At 54.5% G+C, this 18,476-nt stretch carries 18 protein-coding genes and 1 pseudogene; 6 read left to right on the forward strand and 13 right to left on the reverse strand.

The window, feature by feature from the left end:
• Positions 1–5: 5 nt before the first annotated feature.
• A complete protein-coding gene (locus tag GTO91_RS04115) occupies positions 6–938 on the reverse strand; it encodes a DUF4928 family protein (protein WP_161255282.1) in 933 nt (310 codons plus the stop codon).
• 217 nt (positions 939–1,155) lie between these two features.
• Here GTO91_RS04115 and GTO91_RS04120 point away from each other — a divergent pair, with 217 nt between their 5' ends.
• On the forward strand, positions 1,156–1,374 hold the full coding sequence (locus tag GTO91_RS04120) for a hypothetical protein (protein ID WP_161255285.1): 219 nt from the start codon (positions 1,156–1,158) through the stop codon (positions 1,372–1,374).
• A 43-nt stretch (positions 1,375–1,417) separates the two neighbouring features.
• On the opposite strand, the gene GTO91_RS04125 is transcribed toward GTO91_RS04120, so the two are convergent.
• Positions 1,418–2,548: an FIST signal transduction protein gene (locus tag GTO91_RS04125; protein WP_161255288.1), complete on the reverse strand. Its 1,131-nt coding sequence runs from the start codon at positions 2,546–2,548 to the stop codon at positions 1,418–1,420.
• Positions 2,549–2,567: 19 nt separating this feature from the next.
• Entirely contained in the window at positions 2,568–2,768 is a 201-nt protein-coding gene (locus GTO91_RS04130) for a hypothetical protein (protein ID WP_161255292.1), read from the reverse strand.
• A 233-nt stretch (positions 2,769–3,001) separates the two neighbouring features.
• On the opposite strand from GTO91_RS04130, the pseudogene GTO91_RS17960 reads away from it, so the two are divergent.
• Together GTO91_RS17960 and GTO91_RS04140 are read left to right on the forward strand one after the other, a co-directional pair.
• A pseudogene (locus GTO91_RS17960) lies at positions 3,002–3,598 on the forward strand (MCP four helix bundle domain-containing protein); the annotation flags it as partial.
• A 119-nt stretch (positions 3,599–3,717) separates the two neighbouring features.
• Positions 3,718–4,164, forward strand: coding sequence for a hypothetical protein (locus tag GTO91_RS04140; RefSeq protein ID WP_161255295.1), 447 nt, complete (start codon positions 3,718–3,720; stop codon positions 4,162–4,164).
• 77 nt (positions 4,165–4,241) lie between these two features.
• On the opposite strand, the gene GTO91_RS04145 is transcribed toward GTO91_RS04140, so the two are convergent.
• The 5 genes from GTO91_RS04145 to GTO91_RS04165 all read right to left on the reverse strand — a co-directional run bounded on the left by GTO91_RS04145 (position 4,242) and on the right by GTO91_RS04165 (position 10,207).
• A complete protein-coding gene (locus GTO91_RS04145) occupies positions 4,242–5,402 on the reverse strand; it encodes a sensor histidine kinase (protein WP_161255298.1) in 1,161 nt (386 codons plus the stop codon).
• 111 nt (positions 5,403–5,513) lie between these two features.
• Positions 5,514–5,912 (reverse strand): DUF1987 domain-containing protein, encoded by a 399-nt coding sequence (locus GTO91_RS04150; RefSeq protein WP_161255301.1) that lies wholly within the window; start codon positions 5,910–5,912, stop codon positions 5,514–5,516.
• Positions 5,913–5,995: 83 nt separating this feature from the next.
• Positions 5,996–6,547 (reverse strand): SiaB family protein kinase, encoded by a 552-nt coding sequence (locus GTO91_RS04155; RefSeq protein WP_161255304.1) that lies wholly within the window; start codon positions 6,545–6,547, stop codon positions 5,996–5,998.
• A 42-nt stretch (positions 6,548–6,589) separates the two neighbouring features.
• Positions 6,590–8,293: a cache domain-containing protein gene (locus tag GTO91_RS04160; RefSeq protein ID WP_161255307.1), complete on the reverse strand. Its 1,704-nt coding sequence runs from the start codon at positions 8,291–8,293 to the stop codon at positions 6,590–6,592.
• A gap of 120 nt (positions 8,294–8,413) precedes the next feature.
• Positions 8,414–10,207 carry a PAS domain-containing protein gene (locus GTO91_RS04165; RefSeq protein ID WP_161255310.1) on the reverse strand — a complete coding sequence of 598 codons (1,794 nt, stop codon included), beginning with the start codon at positions 10,205–10,207 and terminating at the stop codon, positions 8,414–8,416.
• 250 nt (positions 10,208–10,457) lie between these two features.
• Here GTO91_RS04165 and GTO91_RS04170 point away from each other — a divergent pair, with 250 nt between their 5' ends.
• Entirely contained in the window at positions 10,458–11,525 is a 1,068-nt protein-coding gene (locus tag GTO91_RS04170) for a multiheme c-type cytochrome (RefSeq protein ID WP_161255312.1), read from the forward strand.
• Between the two features lie 130 nt (positions 11,526–11,655).
• Here the strand turns inward: GTO91_RS04170 and GTO91_RS04175 are convergent, their stop codons facing one another.
• The 5 genes from GTO91_RS04175 to GTO91_RS04195 form a co-directional block, all read right to left on the reverse strand.
• The gene (locus tag GTO91_RS04175) at positions 11,656–12,096 is read right to left on the reverse strand and encodes an MBL fold metallo-hydrolase (RefSeq protein WP_161255315.1); all 441 of its coding nucleotides are present in this window, start codon (positions 12,094–12,096) and stop codon (positions 11,656–11,658) included.
• A gap of 141 nt (positions 12,097–12,237) precedes the next feature.
• The gene (locus GTO91_RS04180) at positions 12,238–12,765 is read right to left on the reverse strand and encodes a type 1 glutamine amidotransferase domain-containing protein (RefSeq protein WP_328793722.1); all 528 of its coding nucleotides are present in this window, start codon (positions 12,763–12,765) and stop codon (positions 12,238–12,240) included.
• A gap of 203 nt (positions 12,766–12,968) precedes the next feature.
• Positions 12,969–13,976 carry a peptidase U32 family protein gene (locus GTO91_RS04185; protein WP_161255317.1) on the reverse strand — a complete coding sequence of 336 codons (1,008 nt, stop codon included), beginning with the start codon at positions 13,974–13,976 and terminating at the stop codon, positions 12,969–12,971.
• Positions 13,977–13,991: 15 nt separating this feature from the next.
• Positions 13,992–14,867 carry a hypothetical protein gene (locus GTO91_RS04190; protein ID WP_161255320.1) on the reverse strand — a complete coding sequence of 292 codons (876 nt, stop codon included), beginning with the start codon at positions 14,865–14,867 and terminating at the stop codon, positions 13,992–13,994.
• 162 nt (positions 14,868–15,029) lie between these two features.
• Entirely contained in the window at positions 15,030–16,502 is a 1,473-nt protein-coding gene (locus GTO91_RS04195) for a DUF2225 domain-containing protein (RefSeq protein WP_161255323.1), read from the reverse strand.
• A gap of 256 nt (positions 16,503–16,758) precedes the next feature.
• Here GTO91_RS04195 and GTO91_RS04200 point away from each other — a divergent pair, with 256 nt between their 5' ends.
• Together GTO91_RS04200 and GTO91_RS04205 are read left to right on the forward strand one after the other, a co-directional pair.
• Positions 16,759–17,403, forward strand: a complete 645-nt coding sequence (locus GTO91_RS04200; RefSeq protein ID WP_161255326.1) for a nitroreductase family protein — start codon at positions 16,759–16,761, stop codon at positions 17,401–17,403.
• The gene (locus tag GTO91_RS04205) at positions 17,400–18,335 is read left to right on the forward strand and encodes an MBL fold metallo-hydrolase (RefSeq protein WP_161255329.1); all 936 of its coding nucleotides are present in this window, start codon (positions 17,400–17,402) and stop codon (positions 18,333–18,335) included. Before GTO91_RS04200 ends, GTO91_RS04205 begins: the two co-directional genes overlap by 4 nt.
• The last annotated feature ends 141 nt before the right edge of the window (positions 18,336–18,476 follow it).

Below are 18,476 nucleotides of genomic sequence, written 5' to 3' on the forward strand. Positions count from 1 at the left end.
CGTGATTAACGGTTTTTAAAACGGATACGGATATCTGTCTCGTACCCGAGAACCATGTTGTTGTACTCGGTAACGAAGTTGTTCAAAGATGCATTATATCGAGATGGTTCAAATTGATTGATTTCGTGCAAATTCGCTGAAATAAACTGCTCGACATCCCAGATGTCAATTCGCTCTTCCAAACCCATGTACTCCGCCAACGCTTCGGCCACGGGGGCTTGCCGGGAAACCGTGATAATGATCGGCCTTTTTCCCGAATCCAATTCAGCCTTGCATGTTCGGATCAACGCCTCGCTGGGGGATGTGGAGACGTGGAGTGACACATGACCGATGAGAAGGTCGCCGCTTCGGCCTGGTTGCTCATCGGCAATGGAGAAAGACTGGGCAATCTCAGCATTCGGAAGGGCGAGCTTGACGGTCGTTGCAATCAGATGTTGGAGGACGGCGCTGGCATAGACCGATCCGGGATGGTCTCGTTGTCGCTTTTCCGCTTGCTCCAGCAAGTCCCGGATCATTGAGCGCAGGGATTTTCCCGCATCATATTTCAATACCAAGGGGGGAACCGTTTCAACGGAGACATATTTCGGTACTTGCTGAATCCACCAGGCTTCGATCGCCTCCGTATCGGCAAGGTTCTCCTGATGCAAATCATTTAGAAACTTCACATACCGTCGTATCGTATCCATGCTGCCGCGGCTCGTTCGACCGCCTTCTTTCGCCAGGACGCGCGTGATCCCGTAATCGGCCAGGATCTTCTGGACAACCGCCTTGCCTAAACCATGCACCTGACCCTTGTCCGTGATCAGCTCGTTCGCATCAAGGGGAAGCCCTTTTTCCCTGGCTAGTCTGGATACAAACAACACAACAGCGAGTTTCCCTTTGGAAGTGATCTTTTGTTCTACCCTGTACGCTTCCAGTCGCTGCATCAAATCGTTCATAGAAACCTCCGACAGTTCCTGCGATAGTTCTGCAAATCGTGAAGCTTACGTTCAACTCATCATGTAGAGCGAGGGAGGGACATTTATGGGCGTTAAAGCATATTTTTCTCGTAATGGGAAGAAAAATCCTCCCGACATCGCCTTTGCGAATGGCTGTCTTCTGCGTATACATTTTAGCGCTTTTTGAAGATACTCTTGAATATATCTCAAGCTGGTGATGATGCCCCCGGAGAGCGTTCGAGAGCAGGATATCAAGCAAATTATTCGCAAAACGCTAACGAAAGGCTTTACAGGGGAAGAACTGCTTGACGAGCTAACCCATCGATTGACAGAGTACGATGATTTTATCGCCCGCAAGATACAAGGATTTGATCAAGAGATTGCGGAAGGCGAAGACGAGTCGGTTGCACAAAAAGGCAGCAGCCGTATGCCATAAGCGCATACGGCTGCTGTTTTCTCACGCCGACCAGGAGCGAAAATCAACTTGCCGGAGTTCCAAACAGGAGCATCGTGGCCGTTTGATTGATGTGCCCGAAGAGTTGTTCTCCATAGGTGGTGAATCCGACCAGAGGCGCTGGCGAGAACAGTTGGCCATATCGATCAGCCAAGCCTTTTTGCGTCAATTCAAGTGTCCTCAGGATGCAGTTAAATTGAATCATGCCTTGGATGGCGCCGAGCTGGGCTTGGGCGTCTTTGAGCGTCTGGGTTGTATCCGCGATGATATCTTGGCTTTCGAGGATATGAAGCACGGTGCCCTCTTGAATGTTGCAGTAGAACACCATGGCGTCGCCATTCAGTTTTTGGGGACTGCGAACAAAAGGTTCATTATCGAACACGATGCCCACAGGGTTTTTCATGAATCGCTCTTCTAATGTGGCTGAGCCAGGAATGCCGAGGGCTTCGCGATAGGCAATCGCGGCGGGCTTGCCATTGAATTCGAGGACGGTGCGGTTAGCTTCATCGACCTTGTTCGCTGTCAGAACGTGCTCGGTGATGCGGAAACTCTGGGTTTTTACGATTTCAAAAGGAAGGCCGGACTTCAGAATGAGCAGGACCGCTGCGTTGTGGTATACCTTGCCGTTGGCCGCAATCAGGGTTGATTCGAATTTGCCGTCATCTCCGGCTGAACCGCCGACGATGGAGAAGCTTGTATGGCCGAGCAAGGCATCCATCAGGGATTCTTCGGCTTTGCTGAGGCCGTCTACAAGAATTATGCCCACATATTGTTTGAAGTCCAATTCGAGCAAGGGTGCTTGGAAATGAGCTTCGGCACTGGCAAAAACGGGTGTGAGATCAACGCCGGCAGAGAGGTTTTCGATGACAGAGAGATGCGCGTCCTGGACGGCCACATCATCAAAGGCGCCCGCGACGATCGAGTTTGCCAGCACCTTCCCGGAGGCAAGTTCGCCTGCTGTGGTGCAGCCAATGACGATAGCGGAAGGAAAGGCGCGTTCCATTTCCTTCGCGATGGAGGCCATATCATGGTTCGAAGAGGCGAAGAAAATAAGCAGTTTCGGAGATGGCATATCGGGAGTGATTGCGCCGCGGATCTCACTGACGGCATCGGCGATGGATGATTTGAGCGTGTACGTCGATACAATATGTTTCATAAAATAACCCCCCTTCAATTTAGATAGCGACACCGAGTGAGTGGGCGATTTTTTTCACTTTTTCGATGACGGTATGTTCATCGGGCGAAGAGAGGGAATATCTGTCCGGATCAATGCCATTTAATTTGAACTTCAGCATCGCGCTTTTCATTAAGATGGGATTCCCTTTGCCTTTAGCAGAAATCACCTGATCGATCATCATCTTGATCTTCCCAGCCATCGGCAAGCTCCTTTCCAAATCGTAGAAGATTCCGTAATGGCGATAATAGTCTTTAGTGGAAAGTTTTTACCGAACAAACACCCTATTCCTTAATGCATATTGTGATATGCGCGAACAAATGACAGCCCGAGACAAACATCTTTGGCTTTTTTTCGCCGATGACAAACGTTCACGCCACGTTCACTCGTTGGACACAATAGCAGCTTACAACGTGCTTAACGACCCACCTCGATGCTTTTGAGTCTCAAAAGCTCACGCTCATTCGCAAGAAACTGGACGCCTATGGTGTTCAGCATGAAAAAGCATTGAGTTTGGCCGTCAGTGGACAGAAAAGCACCGCCTACGCTGAGTTCTCCAAAAACGCGGTTCCCCTCATGATGGAAGTGAACGCATCGCTCAATGAGTTGGCGGAGTATAAGAGCAAAAAGGCGGACGAGGAAAATAAGCAAGCCCTTGCCGGTAGCGATGCGGCGAAAATGATGATCATCGCCATTACCGTCGTGGCAGTCATCGTTTCCTTGGCGATTGGATGGATGATCTCCCGGGTGATCGCCAACCCGCTCGAGATTGCCACATTGATCTCCCAGGTTTCCGGAAAAACCCGAGAAATATCCACGGCCATCCAGCATGTGACTGGCGGAAGTCAGCAGATCGCCGATTCTGTTCGTGATATCGCCAAAATCAGCAATGACACGACGAAGCAGGCCCAAACCGTCTCCGCAGCGACCCAAGAGCACTCCGCGACGATGGAAGAGATCGCCGCTTCCAGTCACAGCCTTTCTCGCCTGGCGATGGAGTTGCAGGCAAGCCTCCGCCAGTTTACGGTCTAATCTTCAATAGGACAGCCCTGGTTAAAAAATCAGGTTCGCCTCAGATTCCCCCCAAAAAAACGAATGCGATTCGAATACGTTTAAACGTGACCATCAACGAAAATTCGGGGGGATTTAGTTTGACTATTCTAAAAAAACTTACAGTTGGCATTGTAACGGCCGTCCTGGTAGGGAGTATTGGAACCGCCGTTTACGCGGTTTCGGCAGATACCGAGATCCTGCAAGTGATCCGCAGCGTATGGAGCAGCATCTTACCGGGGCACACACAGTCGGCGACGGAAGCCATCGCGAATAAAGAAGCGGAAGCTCGCAACAAGTTGAACCAATACATCGACCGCACGAAAAATGAAATCAACCAAGAGTTACAAGCCTATACCAAGACGAAGGTGGACCAGGCCACAGCGACACTCGATGATCAGGTGAACGCCGTCCAAACACAGATGGAACATGAAAAATCCTCCATCATTGAAAGCCAAAAGCAGGCCATCGACAAAGCGGTCGATCAAGAGCTTGCAAAGCAGCTTCAACAACTCAAGGTGGATATCCAAAAAGACAAGGGAAATTAACAGGTTAGCGGGATATGAAAAAAGGCCACGAACTGTGGCCTTTTTTCATATCTATAAATGTCCAATAAATTCCAAATCTAGAATGCGCGTTTCAGCGCCAAAGTCACAACCGTCCCTTTTCCTAAACCGTCGCTATGCAACGCAATCGTTCCGCCCATTTGTTCAATGATCGCTTTCGCAATGACCAATCCTAATCCCGTACCCCCTTGAATGCGGGTGCTCGATCCGTCGATTTGTGTAAACTTGCTGAATAATTTCGTGATATTCTCTTTTTCAATGCCGATGCCGGTATCTGCAATCAGTATCTTGGCAAATTCCGGTTCAACAACGGCGCTTACGGTGATAGAACCTGATTCGGTGTATTTCATCGCATTATCGATGATGCGCCCGATGACCTTGATTAACTGATGATAGTCCCCTTGGATCTGAATTTCGGCAGCGGGCTGCAACACATGAAAGGCAAGCGGCTTCTTCCGAATCCGGTAAACATGTTGTTGATAAATCTCGTGAAGCAGTTGGGAAAGGGAAAACACCGTTGTCTCCTTCACAAGGCTTTCGCCGGAATCGATTTTGGCCATTTCAAAAACATCGTGAATCAACAAGAGCAGTTGCTCACTGTTTTTGATGATGATGTCGATGAGCGGCCTCCGCTCCTCGCAGGTGCTGAAGTCATCCTGATAGAGGATGTCTGCGAAGCCGACGATGGCGTTCAGTGGGGTGCGCAACTCATGTGAAAAGTTTGCAAGAAACTGGGACTTCAGTTGATTGGCGATCAGCAGATCTTGATTTGTTTGCTCAAGGTTAGCGAGGTAATCGGTGATTTGTTGATTCTTTTCAGTGATTTGACGCTCCAATTGCTTTCTTTCGGATATGTTTCGAATGATGCTTAACAACACCGGTGAGAGGCCGGGCAAGGCGATCTTGGAACTCACCTCTACGGGAAAACAGCGGCCGTCTTTTCTGCGATGCACCGTCTCGAAAAGGATCCCTGTTTCGCTTGCGGCTAACTTCATTTGTTCGTTTAGCAAATCAACTGTTTGGGGGGCGCGCAAGTCACGGATATTGAAGCGCAATAGCTCGTCTCTCGTATATCCGTACTCGATTTCTGCCGCTTTGTTTGCCTCCAGGATGGCGCCGTCTAAGGATACAAAGAGAATGATATCCCTCGCGTGTTCGAATAAAAATTGATATCTCGTCATGGATTCCAGGTAGTCTTTTTTAGCTGAAGAATCGCCCACACCATCCAACTCCCTGCTTGCTGCTTGCTGTTGTAATAATATTTATGAATAATCACGCAATAGCAACCAGAACCCTATTGAATCGTCCTCGATGACAAGCAATCGAGTTGGTTACGACTCTCCGTTATCGGAGTAAGTGATGATATGAAAAGGCAGGTTGCGCAGATCTTCTTTAAACTCTTCCCCGCATTCGATGGCCATTTCGTTTTCATCGCGGCAGCGCCAGTGGACGGTGATGTTCTTTCCCTTGGCCACCGCTTCGTCAAGCAAATGAAACATGTCCAACAGGATCTTGGATGTGCTGCTGTTGAAGTAGACGATGTCGATTTCCATGCGCGCCGCTTCATCCTGTAATTCCGCGATATACTGCTGCAGCCACCGAAAGACTGGCGCGTAGAACTTGGCCGTGTTTTCCGGGAAGGATTCCCCCTCGATCGTCAGAACATGGGCATCGGAATCAAAAAAGATATGGGGCGAGGAGTGCGTTTTTTCTATAAGAAGCTTTTCCATGAAAACGTTCGCTCCTTTATGTAACCATTTTTGCTTTTACGCATCATGCATGACTTAACATGCATGACTTAACCATGTAGATTTTACGCAACCACTTTCAAGCAGAAGAAAGAATGGGCTTCATCGATCCGGTAAAAAGAATACTCGATCGGCTTGCCGGCTCGGCGGGCCATCTCGATCAGGCCGAGTCCGGCGCCCTTGCGCTCTGGCTCGGCTTTTTTCTGCTGGCGCGTCATTTTGTACAAGGCTTTCAGTTCTTCCTTATCGAGGCGACGCAGGAACTCGATCTTCTCGCGCAGTCGATCCACATCGCTGTTGTTGACGCGGTTGCCGCAATAGATGTAGAAGTGGCCCTCTTCGTGGCCGATGATGAGGATGCCGACGCGCAGTTCTTGGTCGGGGTCGATGCTGTGCTTCACCGTTTCCACGGAATGATTCAAGACGTTTTGCATCTGTTCGACGAAGATGGAGAAGACCTTCTGTGACGTCGTAAAACCGGCTTCTTCCAGTTCCATATTCAGGCGCAGCGTCTGACCGATGCCCTCTATCGTCGCTTGCGAGATGGGGCCGCTGTAGCAAAAGATGATGCCTTCCTTTTTGATCTCCTCATGAAAATGATGCAAGTGGAAACTCATCCGCTGTTCCTCTCTTTCAGATTGCCGCAAGTGGAGGCGAAACTACAGCCGAAAGCCAAACATGGTCACATCATCCCGCTGGGTCTGCTTGCCCCTGTACTGTGCGAATGCTTCAAGAATCGCTTCCTTTTGCGCCGCCATGGGGAGATCCTGCAACGATTGGAGGAGTTGCAGCAGCCGGGTTTTGCCAAAGGGAATTCCCTTTACGCCGCCCACCTGGTCACGCAAGCCATCGGTCGTCATATAAAAGCGCATATCCGGCGCAATATCGATGTCATGGTTGGCGAACACCGTACCGGTTCGCGAGGTCTTGTAGCCAATGCTCTCACGGTTGCCGCGGATTTCCCTTGCTTCCGCTTCTAATCCCGAGCCGGAGACGATGTAGAGGGAGAGCCTGGCGCCGGCAAAGGTGAGCCGCCCCTCCGGAGAGACGTAGCAGAGACCGATGTCCAGGCCGTCGTTGGATTCCGTCTCTTCCATGTGCTGCGACAGGGTATGCCGGACGAGCCGGTTCATCTCGCCGAGGATGCGCCCCGGATCGGCCGGGCCGATCTCGTTGACAACCCGCCCCAATGTGGTCGCTGCGATCATGGTCATGACCCCGCCCGGCACGCCGTGTCCGGTGCAATCGACCACCGCGACGAGGAAGCCCTGTTCCTCGGCATGAAACCAGTAGATATCGCCGGCGATGATGTCTTTCGGCAGCCAGATAACCATGTGATCGCGGAGCCGCTCCGCAATCACCCGTGAGGGGGGAAGGATGGCTTGCTGGATGGTCCGGGCGTAGTGGATGCTCTCGACGATCTGCTCGTTCGCCCCTTCCAACTGGCGGAGGCTGTCCGAGAGTTCCTCCGTCCGCTGCGCCACCAGTTCTTCCAATTGTTCCTGCTGGGCCGTCAGCGATGCCCTGGCTGCGGCCAGGTTTTTCGTCATGTCGTTAAAGGTGGTCCCCAGTTGGGAGAGTTCGTCCTTTCCCGCCACCTCGACGGTGATATCCAGATTGCCGGCGGCGATCGCCCGCGTCGCCTGGGTGATCCGGCGGAGCGGTTCAATGACGCTGCGGATCATGTGTCGCAAAAAAGGCAGGATGAGCAGGAGGTAAAAGACGAGCAAGGCGCCGGTGACGGCGAGGGAGATCGAGCGGGACACCTTGTCATTCTGCCCGCTGATGAAGGCGCGCTTGGCGTTGATGTCCTCGATGTCCAGTCCCGATGCGACCCAGTACCGGGTGCCGGGGATCGGATGGGCGAAGGCGAGTTTTTGGCCATAGCCCTTGTCCGGTTTTTTGAAGGTATAGGTGACAAATCCGCCGGTGCGGCTGTTTTCCAATAACTCGCGGATGTAGGCTTTGCCGGCCGGATCCCGGTCGTCGAGACGGTTTGTGCCCTGGAATTCCGGACTTTGCGGATGGACCACGCTCCCCCCGGCATCATCGTAGACAAAATAATAGCCCGACCCGTCATCGTTAAAACGGACAGGGGCGACGGCCTTCCGGATCAGCTCTCTTTGCCGTTCTTCCGACGGCTCGTCCTTCACGATTTGTCCCAGCAATTCGGCCATGGAATGGACGGCCATGCGCAATTTTTCTTTCTGGTCTGCCAGCATCGAGTCTTGGGCCTTTCCGACATTGATGTCGGCGATGTGTCCGATCCCCCACCAGAGCCCACTGCCTATGATGAACAGGGATAAGGTGATTAGGGTTGTCAGGATGTAGATACGTTGGCTGATGGTGAAGTTTCGCAGCATCGGGCGCCCCCCGTTACCGTTATGATTACGGCATTCTGTTCCATTTGAATTCACCGTCGATGAGTGGACTTCCTCTGGAAGAAATAGAAAAGCCCTGGAATCGCCAGGGCCGGATAGGAATTACGCCGGAAGATGCACGGAAAAGGTCGTCCCCAGAGGACTGGTATCGAATTCGATTCTTCCGCCATGCCGGTTGATGATGTTGTACGAAACGGCAAGCCCCAAACCGGTGCCTTCGGCTTTGGTCGTGAAAAAGGGGGTGCCGATCCGATCGACGATGTCCGGCGCGATTCCCGGTCCGCAGTCCGAGACGGCCAGGGTGACATACTGCGGTTCTCGAAGAACGGTCTGGACCGTCACCTTGCCGCCTGCTTGAGTGACATCCAAGGCGTTTTGCACCAGGTTGAGCAGGACCTGTAGAATCTCTTTCTCATCGATGAGCACTTCCGGCAGGGGCGTCAGTTCCAACAGCACCTCTTTGTCGTTTCGGAAGGCGTGCGCCTGGAGCATGGGGAAGATGGTCTCGATCAATCGGTTCAAATCCCGTAACTGCTGGTTTCCCGGTTTCGTCTTCGACAGTGACAAGAACTCAGTGATGATCGCGTTCGCCCGGTCGAGTTCGGAAATCATCAATTCAAAATAAGCGTTGCTTTCGGGGTGCTTGGAACCGAGGAGCTGCAGGAAGCCGCGCACCGTCGTCATGGGGTTGCGGATCTCGTGGCCGATCCCGCCGGCCATCTGGCCGATCAGGTTCAGGCGGTCAAGGCGCGCCATTTCATTGAGCAGTTCCTTTTGTTCCGTAATATCTCGGGAGTAGATTAGCAGCCCATTGCTGGTCGGGTAGAGACGGACACCGAACCAGCGTTTGAACAGGCTCGAGTAGGCCTCGAAACTGTGGGGGCTTTTTTCTGTGACTGCCCGGTGGTATTCCCTGTAGAAAACAGTGTCGATCACAGAAGGGTACAAATCCCACAGGCCTTTTCCCAATAGGTCTGCGCGCGGCTTTCCAAAGATTTTCTCTGCCTCGTCATTTAAATAGGTGAGTCGCCACTCCGCATCGACGGCGAAACACATGTGCGTAATGCTGGACAGGATGGTGGACAGGTTCTCGTTCGACTCTGCCAGTTCCCGTTCGATGCGTTTTCTTTCGGTGATGTCCCGTCCCACACAGTAGACAATGCCTCGCTCGATCTGAGGACTGAGCGACCACGATATCCAGCGGATGGCGCCGTCGGCGCAGATATAGGACACCTCGACTTCTCGGAGTGTCTCTCCCTGAAAAGCCCGGCCGAAGGTTTGCCGAGCCTTTTCGTTGTAATCGGGGTGTACATAGGGGACGACGGAGAATACGGTGTCGAAAGCGACGCGCTCATCGGCGATGCCGAGAAAAAGGCGCAGTTTTCCGTTGTTTCTGACGATGGAACCGTCGCGGGAGATGATCAGGAAAATGTCGGTGGAGAGAGAAAAGAAGTTGGTGATGATTTGCTCCGTGTGGAAACGTGCTGTCCGGTCGATCAGTACGAATAGCAGTCGCGCCACTTCACCTTTTTTATCAAGCAGCGGCGTCAAAGTCCAATCCCAGTAGGTGACGCCGCGTTCCGGATGGGATGCGTAGGTGAAGGGACGGGAAAAAGTCGCATAGACTTGCTTTGTTGCCACGACCTGCTCGAAAATCGATTTTGCCTCTGACGGGTAAAGGTCAAAATGGTTCTTGCCCGGAAAAAACGATACTTCTTTGCCATCGGCCTTGGCGTAGGCTTCATTGACACGGATGAAGCGGAAGTCTCGATCGAGGAGCGCATAACACACATGGGGGTTGTGCATCCATACGTCCAACAAGGCTTCAGAGGCCTCTCTTTGATGATTGCCGAAGATGCAAGGAATTCTTTTTTTCAACCGTCTTTTCTTCACCATATAACGTCCCCTTGTGTATCGGACTGATTCAATACAACATGATAACGCAACAGGGACATATTTTTTGTCGAAAGTTGACCTGCATAGAAATAATATCCCTATTTGTATTAAAGGTCTCACAGTGAGTAAGTACCAAAAAACACTTGGCCGATTATAGAGGAATTACCTCTAGTCTGGTAAAAGAATATGGCATCTGTTGCGCCGTTTAAAAGGTGAACTGGCGCTAAAACGAAAACAAGGAGGGAACCGATTGACCCGTTCCGTCAAGTGGACTGTCCTGCTGCTTTTCTCGTTATTTGGTGCGGTCATTGGTGTGTATTCGATGCACCCGGGGGCCACGCCGGCCGTCGCTGAATCGAAAGACAAGAAGTATGTGGGCGATCAGACCTGCAAGGAATGCCACAGCAAGCAGCACCAGGGTTTTCTAAAAACCTCCCATGCAAAGGCTTTTAAAAGCCTCTCCGACTATCCCCTGGTCGAGCCTGTGGAGTCGATCGAGGTCATCAACACGATATTAAAGGACTTTCCCTATTCGTATCGTTTTGATTTGAAAAGCGATTTAATCAAAGGCGTCATGATGGATCACTATCTGATCGCAGAAGCGCCGAAGGAAGCGAACTTCTACGGAAGCCGCAACAATCCCTACTTCATCGTCGCTTCCTTGCATCCCGAGGCGGAGGGCAAGTGGTCGCTGCGCCCCGCTATACAAGGCGATTTTAATTCTGACGGCATGACCGACTGGGGCGCCTTCAGTTACACCTGCATTGACTGCCACAGCCCAGGTCTCAAGCAAAATGAGCCTGATTTGCGCAGCGGCATCAGTTGCGAATCTTGCCATGGACCCGGGGCCGACCATGTGGCGGCGAAGGAGAAGAAGGGCACCATCTCGGCGAGCAGCGAGGCCTGCCTCAACTGTCACGGCGAAGGAAAACCGCAAGAGGTGAACGGGAAACTCGTCGCCCAGAATCACTATGGCCCCCGCTTCTTCAAGGCGAGCAAGCACGCTCAGGATGAGACGATGCAGGATTGCACCGTCTGCCATACGGCCCACCGGGCCAACGCCGAAGGGCATCTCTTGAAAGCAAACAGCGCCGAGGCGCTCTGCGCCAAGTGCCACACCGATGAGATCAATCTCGATGAAATCATGTGGAAGAATCCCACCGATGCCCGGGGCCACTTCGTCCGCGACCACAGCTTTGGGGCCATCCGTTATGACGACCTCGGCGACAATCCGGACACCAAGCCGGTGGAGATCACCAATCCTGATGTGATCGAGAAATTGAAACAAGCCTATCCGGAGTTAAAGAAGGAGAAATAGAAACGGCCATAGGAAGGGCCGCTGCCTTATGTCGACGCTGACATAGGTCGGCGGCCCTTTTCCTGGTCCCTTTCCAGGTCGCTTAGAGTTATCTTCCGCAAAAGGCCTGCGGAAGTCTTGTCTGGGCTTCCTATAGTTGCGGATGCTCGGGCACATACCGCCCTTCCGGCGGAACGGCCAGGTGGTCGAAGTCATGGGCCAGCCGCCCCAGTTCACCGGCCAGTTTCTCTCCGCGCAGGGGTAGGCCGTGACCGGTGATGACGACTGACGGATGCAACGCTTCCAGTCGACGTACTGATTCCTTGGCTGCCGTCCAGTCTGTCGTGAAATAGGCGGGCGGGCCATGAACCTCTTTTTCCTGATCCAGAACGGCGAGGGCCGATTCCTGTTTGACGGTGGTGAAGGCGTCGCCGGCGATGAGCACCCGGTCATGGTCGCGAAAGAGGGAGACATGGCCGGGGGTGTGGCCGGGCGTATGGATCCAGCGCCAGCCGGAGAGGAAGGGAACGCTTCCGTCACCGGGAAGCGGTTGGATGCGCTTTCTGTAAATTGTCGAATCGGTACCTTTCATTTTGCAGTGAAACGGTCAAGGTCATGCGCCTTTCAAGCAAGATATGGGAAAAGCCCTGCTGCGCTTCGTTATGGAAAACGAAGCGAGCGGGGCTTTTCTAATCACGATACCTGGCAGGTTGAAGGGAAACCTGTAGTTCCCCTAGATACCCTTATACAGCACTTCCAAAAAGGCCTGCATGTACTGGGGCAGATCGGGCGGGCGGCGGCTCGATACGAGGTGGCCGTCCACGACAGCCGGTTCGTCGAACCAGACGGCCCCGGCGTTTTCCATGTCGTCGCGGATGCCGGGGGTGCTGGTGACCCGCCGGCCTTGCAGGATCTTGGCGGAGATCAATACCCAGCCGGCATGGCAGATCTGGCCGATCGGTTTTTTCTGGGCATCCATGCGGCGGACCAGTTCGAGGACGGCGGGGAAGCGGCGGAGCTTGTCGGGCGCCCAACCGCCGGGGACGAGCAGGGCGTCGTAGTCATCGGCGTCGATGTCGTCAAAGGACAGGTCTGCCACCGCCGGCACGCCGTATTTGCCGATGTACTTCTCGCCGGCTTTTTCCCCGGCCAGATGGACGGTCACACCGGCCTCGCGCAGTCGCAGCACAGGATACCAGAGTTCCAGGTCTTCAAAGTCGTGGTCGATCAGTTGCAGCGCCTTCAATGTTCCATTGCGCACAGGAATCCTCCTTCATCAATGTGTTGTCAGATTCCTTCATCGTGATTGCTCAATCATGTTTCTTTTAATGACCAGGGCATTTAAAAGGAAGAAAGACCAGGGCGTTCACCGAAAGGAATCTGCACAAATTGATTGTAATTGAAATCACAATCAATAAAAAGAGGATCCCATATGATTATTGAATTGCAAACTGTGGCTGCGGATCAAACATCGCGGTAGTAGCAGGTGTAGCGACCGAAACAGGTCCCCCGCGATGCCTTTGCTTTTGCCTGAAAGTCCGCTATGTCCAGGGGAGCAGGCGAATCCAGCAGGTCAAGGACACCCTTGACCAGATGCACGCTGGCTGTCTTTTTCTCTAAGGAGCTCTCGCGCCCGACGATTTTCAGGGATGTTACGCCCAGGGACCTGAGCGCCGGCAAGGCGCAGAGTCCGCACATCCCTGTGGGGATGCCGGAGGGGCTTAACTCAACACCGCTGTTTTTGATGCCATGGCGGATCCAATCGCGGTAATCGTCCAGGTGGCCTTCGAAAGCGCGCCGCTCTGCTTCAGACAGTTCCCCCTTTGTGCGAACCAATCGATAAAACCAGATGGGGTTATGACAGAAAGCGCCGCCAAAGGCGTGACAGGCGTGGCAGAAACTCTCCTCGAAGACGCAGCCGTCGTTCAAGAGGAACGCTTCGTACTCCATGTCCGGTCCGGCGGCTTGGATGATCCCTTCCATGGAGGAGAGGGGAAGGTAACGGGGGAAGATGATCCGGGAGACACCGAGGGAGCGGAAAAAGAGGGCGGCAGAACGGTTCAGCACGGCGGCCATACTGCTGACATGGATTGGCAGATCGGGAAGGGCTTCCTTGATGGCGATGATCAGCCCCGGATCAGCGGCAATGACGGCGTCGATGCTGCCGCAGGTTCCGCCAGATACTTCTTTGAGGAGCGTGATCAGGTCAGGATACATCTCCGGCGCATAGGTTGTCTGATTCAGGGCGAGGAAGACGGGAACCCCCAGCCGGTGGGATTGGTCGACCAATGCCTGGAGCGCTGCCGGGCTGTCCAGGTTGCCCTTTCCCGGTTCCCGGCGGTTGATCCATTGATGGCGTCCGGAGCGCTTTAACCATGGGCCGGGTTGCATCCCGCAATACAGTTCTTGGGCGCCGGCGGCGATCAACGGCGCCGTTTCCTCCAGACTGCGAATGGGGGCGAGGATGTTCACGGTTGACCCCTCCCGCTACATCGGTTCGGGCTGAAAGACGATGCGATCGATGCCCGTTGCCAAGGCTTGCTCCAGCCCTTCCCGGATCAAGGGGGCTTCTTGCCGGTAAAAGACGCTGTTGCCTTTTTGGATGAGGACCCAGCGTTCGCTAATGGGAACCTGGTGCGAGATATCGTATAATTCCATCCAGTAGTTTTGACAATGTCGGGGACAAGGGGAAGGGGAAGCCTGAAATTTCTCGTCTTTCTGCTTCCCCAAAGACTCGAATAAACAGATCCGGCCGGTGGCGATGCAGCCGAAGGGGATATACATGGAAAGGGCATAGCCCCAATGACCCATCTGTTCATCAAACCCTTGCGGGAGAAGGTCGACTTCAATGCGCCGGACACCGTAACGGCGCAGCAACGACTGCATGGGAGGCGCAGCGAGGCCGCAGCGCCGGAAATCGGCTGTGATCGGAGAAGATAGGGGCATGCGCGGATCGCGGACCAGTTTGTTCATCAGCCTGCCCAAGACGGGCGTGAAGTGGGGATACTGACAGAAAAGCAGGTGCAGCGTTCCCCAGTCGTTGACGATCACTTCGCAATTTGGGCGGAGGATTTTTAATTCTTCCAATAACAAAAGAGTCCGCTCCAGCCCCGGCTCCGTGACATAAGGGGTGATCAGGGAAAAATCCATGGCCGCTGCACTGGCTGCTTCCACCGCCGCACGGAGCAAATCCGGCGATGGAAGCGCTTTTTCACAGACTTCGGAACCGAAATAGAGCCGGCCAAAACCGCTGAATCCCGGAAAAGCGGTGACCGTCTCACGAATCGCTGACGCTTCCGGAGGCAACCCTTGCCACGGTTCTTGCAGGAGACGCAGATCATGCGCCTGAAGCGCCCATTCCACGGATCGCACCCCATTCCCACCATCACTGCAAAATCAAAACCTTTTCGATGCAGTATACGCGAGGAATTCACTAGGCGCGACGACAAAGAGCCCTGCGACCAACAATAGATCGGTCGCAGGGCTCACTTTCGTTCGGGCAAGTATGTATGATGGGCCTTATAGTTACGGGTCGCCTTCCTCTGTGGCGGGCTCTTCCGTTTCTCCCTGGGCCGCCTTGATATCGGCCACGATTTTCTTCGCATCCTGATAGCGGTCAGAAGCCTGGCGGTTTAAGGAGGAGTTGCCGCCTCTGCGGGCGATGCCGCCGCGGAAGAATTTCATCGCTTCTTCGTAATCGTTGTTTCGCATGGACAGTTCACCCAACAGGATAGAGAGGCGCTGGTCCTGATCGACCGATGTGCTCCGGCTCGTCCCGTAGTAGGTCTGACGGAAGAACTCCAGCGCCTTTTGGGCGGCGAACTGGGACATGGCCTGGTCGCCCACGTCATCATAGAGCCAGGAGATGCGCAGCCATACCTTGGCGATCCGCGAGGGATCGGGCATGCCCGACTGGAGGAAGAAGAGGGTCAGGTAGTAGGCGGTAAAGACCTGATCGACCGTCCGGGGGTGGCTGTACTGGAAACCGAGGCGGGGGAAGGAGAGGCGCACCGGATTCGTCCGGAAACGCTTTTTGACCATTTCCGTCAGTTGACTGTACTCGAAATTGAAGTTGGCGTAGTAGCAGTTGGGGCAGACCCAGATCATGTACCAGAGCGGTTCGAAGTCTTCAAAACGCTGGCGAAAATCAGGGTCGACGCTCTTCAGTTTCTGTTTCGATGAGCGGATGGCTTTGATGTCAAAATTGTGGTTGCAGATCGGGCAGGCGGTTTTTTTGTCAAAGAGGTAGGCGTCATCCTTGACGGTGGTGGAGGCGCTGTATTGGCGGTGGCCTTCGGGGAACAGGCCGGAACCGGCTGCCGCCGGCGAAAGCGGCGCGCCGGGGGCAGCGCCTGCGGAGGGGGTGGCAACACCTGCGGAGGAAGTCGCGGGGCCGGCAGAGGGATTGGCAGCGCCGGCAGAGGGACCAACGGGGCCGGCAGAGGAAGCGGCCCGACCGGCAGGAGAACCTGTGGCGGCAGGGGAGCCCGCTGCGCCAGAGGATGCGGCGGCGAGAGGCTGCCCTTTGGACGGTCCGGTAGCGGAGGCTGCTCCAACCGTCGGCGATGTTGCAACGGTGGATGGGGAGGGCGCTTCGGGATGGGTACGCCGGCCCTGTTTGAGGTGGCGCAGTTCCTCGTTGAGCTGCCGGATGCGGGAACTCATCCCTTTCATGATTTTGAAGACCAGCTTCGGCTGACGGGAGAAGATGGATTCAAAGTTGCCCTGGTTGATGGCGAGCAGGATCACCTTCTCCAGGGCGCGGATGGAAGCGCTCCGGGGCAGTTCTTCCAAAAGAGACATTTCGCCAAAAAAATCTCCCGGCCCCAAGGTGGCGACGGCGATGGGAAAGCCGTCCACGGAGTGGATGAACACCTCCACCTGGCCGGTGAGGACGATGTACATCTCCTGACCGGCGTCGCCTTCCTGGAAGATCACCTCGTCGGCTTCAAACTCTCGCAGATGACCGGCCTGGGCCAACTGACCGATGGCTATCAAACATGCAACCTCCCCAGTACCTGAATTGGGGATATCATCCTCGGGAATCTATGAGATTGAAAACGATGGGACCTATGGGACTGAGGTCCTGAAAGTGCCCAACTACTTCTTCAACGGTCGAAAACAATCCTGCTGAAAAAACGTAAAAAAAACTCCCGACTTCCCCTGTCTTGTCGGTGGGCAGGAGGCTTTGGTTGCTTGTGAGATTGTCGTATAATGGACAAAACTGACGATTTTCTTGAGAGGGGAATTTTCCATGCGTGTCAGGGAAGCCATCCAACAGCGCCGGGCCGTCCGGGTCTATAAAATTGATCCTGTTCCCGTAGAGGCGCTGCAACAAATGCTGGAGAGCGCCCGCCGCGCGCCAAGCGCTATGAACCTGCAACCCTGGAAGTTTATCGTCGTCACCGATGCCGCGCTACGGGAGGCGCTGAAGGAAGCCGCCAGCGGGCAAAGCCAGGTGGCCCAGGCGCCGGTTGTACTTGTCTGCTTGGCTGATCCGGCAGCCTGTGACCGCATGGTGGCCAAGATGGAGGCCTATGCCACGAACCCGGCGTTGCCGGCGCCGATGCGGGAGAGTTTTCTGGAACGGCGAATCCCCTTGCGCGATAACGCTCAGGTCCGCCGGACTGTCGCGGCACTGAACAGCAACATCGCCATCGCCTACCTGACCCTTGCCGCCAAAGATTTGGGACTGGACACTTGCTGGATGACCGGTTTTGAAGAAAGCAAGGTCAAGGCGATCCTGGGTGTGCCTGAATCGATGCAGGTGGCCGCGCTGTTGACTGTGGGTTATGCGGCAGAACCTGTTCCGGCTGCCGAAACAGAACGATTGCCCTTGGCGGATATGGCATTTAGCGAACGATTTGGACAGCCTTTTCCCGGTGGTGCGCGGGAATGAATTTCGTCCCGTTACGCAACAGCGCAGCCGCTGAAACATGGTACCTACCGGCGCGGGTGAACATCGGCGCCATCGTCTACGAGGGTGAGGCGGTGATCATCGACACGGGCCTGGAGGCCCAGTCGGGGAAGCGGATCTGCCGGCTGGCCAAGGAAGCCGGCTGGCGGATCGTGGCGATCATCAACACCCATACCCATGCCGATCACATCGGCGGCAACAGCGCCATCGTCGAACAGTTCGGTTGCCCCGTCTATGCGCCCGATCTGGAGCGGGATTTTGTCAAGCATCCGATCTTCATGGCCTACTTCTTGATCGGCGGCGTCGCCCCTTGGCGAGAAATCAACAACAAGTTTCTCGTCGCGCCCGCTTCCACCGTCACCGCCGGGCTAAAGCCCGGCGCCTTTCCCTGGCCGGGCCGGGCGGCAGGCCCCGAACTGACCCTGATAGACCTCGCCGGCCACACCGGCGGGCAGATCGGCGTCGCCTGCGGCGATGTCCTCTATGCGGGAGACGCCTTTCTTGGTCCCGATGTGTTGGAATTGCACGGGATTCCTTTCAACGTGGACATCGAAAAGTACCTGGCCTCCCTCTCGCGTATCCGCCGCTCTACATACGCCACCGTGCTCCCCTGCCACGGCGCGCCCCTCGATCGGGACGCCCTCGAAGAGGTCCTTCAGGTCAACGAGCAGCAGGTGATGGCACTGGTCGACGATGTATACGCCCTGCTGGAAGAGCCTTGCGAATTGGAGACGCTTGTGGCCGAACTCTGCCCGCGCGCCGGCAAGGAGGTCGCCTCTGTGGGGAGCTTTTTCCTCTACCGGTCCTCCATCCAGGCCTATCTGACTTTTCTGCACCAACAGGGCCAAGTGGAGACGGCGATCCGCGACAACCGGCTTTTCTGGCAACGGAGCGAAAAAAGGGTGTCTCGGTAAGGGCACTTCAGTCACCCAACGACAAGACCTTTCGATCAACAAAAGCGGATAAGACAAAGGCTGCGGAAGCGTGGGTCCAACGCGTTTTTTTCACGATCCGGCAGGATAAGCGATTAAAAAAAAGAATGATATATTGAATAC

This window comes from Heliomicrobium undosum (genome assembly GCF_009877425.1).
In the GTDB taxonomy this organism is placed as follows: domain Bacteria; phylum Bacillota; class Desulfitobacteriia; order Heliobacteriales; family Heliobacteriaceae; genus Heliomicrobium; species Heliomicrobium undosum.

Bases quoted from the DNA above. Each gene is read 5' to 3' on its own strand.
- GTO91_RS04160 (WP_161255307.1), bottom strand. From the start codon at position 8,293: ATGCTGCGAAACTTCACCATCAGCCAACGTATCTACATCCTGACAACC.
- GTO91_RS04130 (WP_161255292.1), bottom strand. From the start codon at position 2,768: ATGGCTGGGAAGATCAAGATGATGATCGATCAGGTGATTTCTGCTAAA.
- GTO91_RS04165 (WP_161255310.1), bottom strand. From the start codon at position 10,207: ATGGTGAAGAAAAGACGGTTGAAAAAAAGAATTCCTTGCATCTTCGGC.
- GTO91_RS04120 (WP_161255285.1), top strand. From the start codon at position 1,156: ATGATGCCCCCGGAGAGCGTTCGAGAGCAGGATATCAAGCAAATTATT.
- GTO91_RS04125 (WP_161255288.1), bottom strand. From the start codon at position 2,548: ATGAAACATATTGTATCGACGTACACGCTCAAATCATCCATCGCCGAT.
- GTO91_RS04175 (WP_161255315.1), bottom strand. From the start codon at position 12,096: ATGAAAGGTACCGATTCGACAATTTACAGAAAGCGCATCCAACCGCTT.
- GTO91_RS04200 (WP_161255326.1), top strand. From the start codon at position 16,759: ATGCGTGTCAGGGAAGCCATCCAACAGCGCCGGGCCGTCCGGGTCTAT.
- GTO91_RS04115 (WP_161255282.1), bottom strand. From the start codon at position 938: ATGAACGATTTGATGCAGCGACTGGAAGCGTACAGGGTAGAACAAAAG.
- GTO91_RS04205 (WP_161255329.1), top strand. From the start codon at position 17,400: ATGAATTTCGTCCCGTTACGCAACAGCGCAGCCGCTGAAACATGGTAC.
- GTO91_RS04150 (WP_161255301.1), bottom strand. From the start codon at position 5,912: ATGGAAAAGCTTCTTATAGAAAAAACGCACTCCTCGCCCCATATCTTT.
- GTO91_RS04155 (WP_161255304.1), bottom strand. From the start codon at position 6,547: ATGAGTTTCCACTTGCATCATTTTCATGAGGAGATCAAAAAGGAAGGC.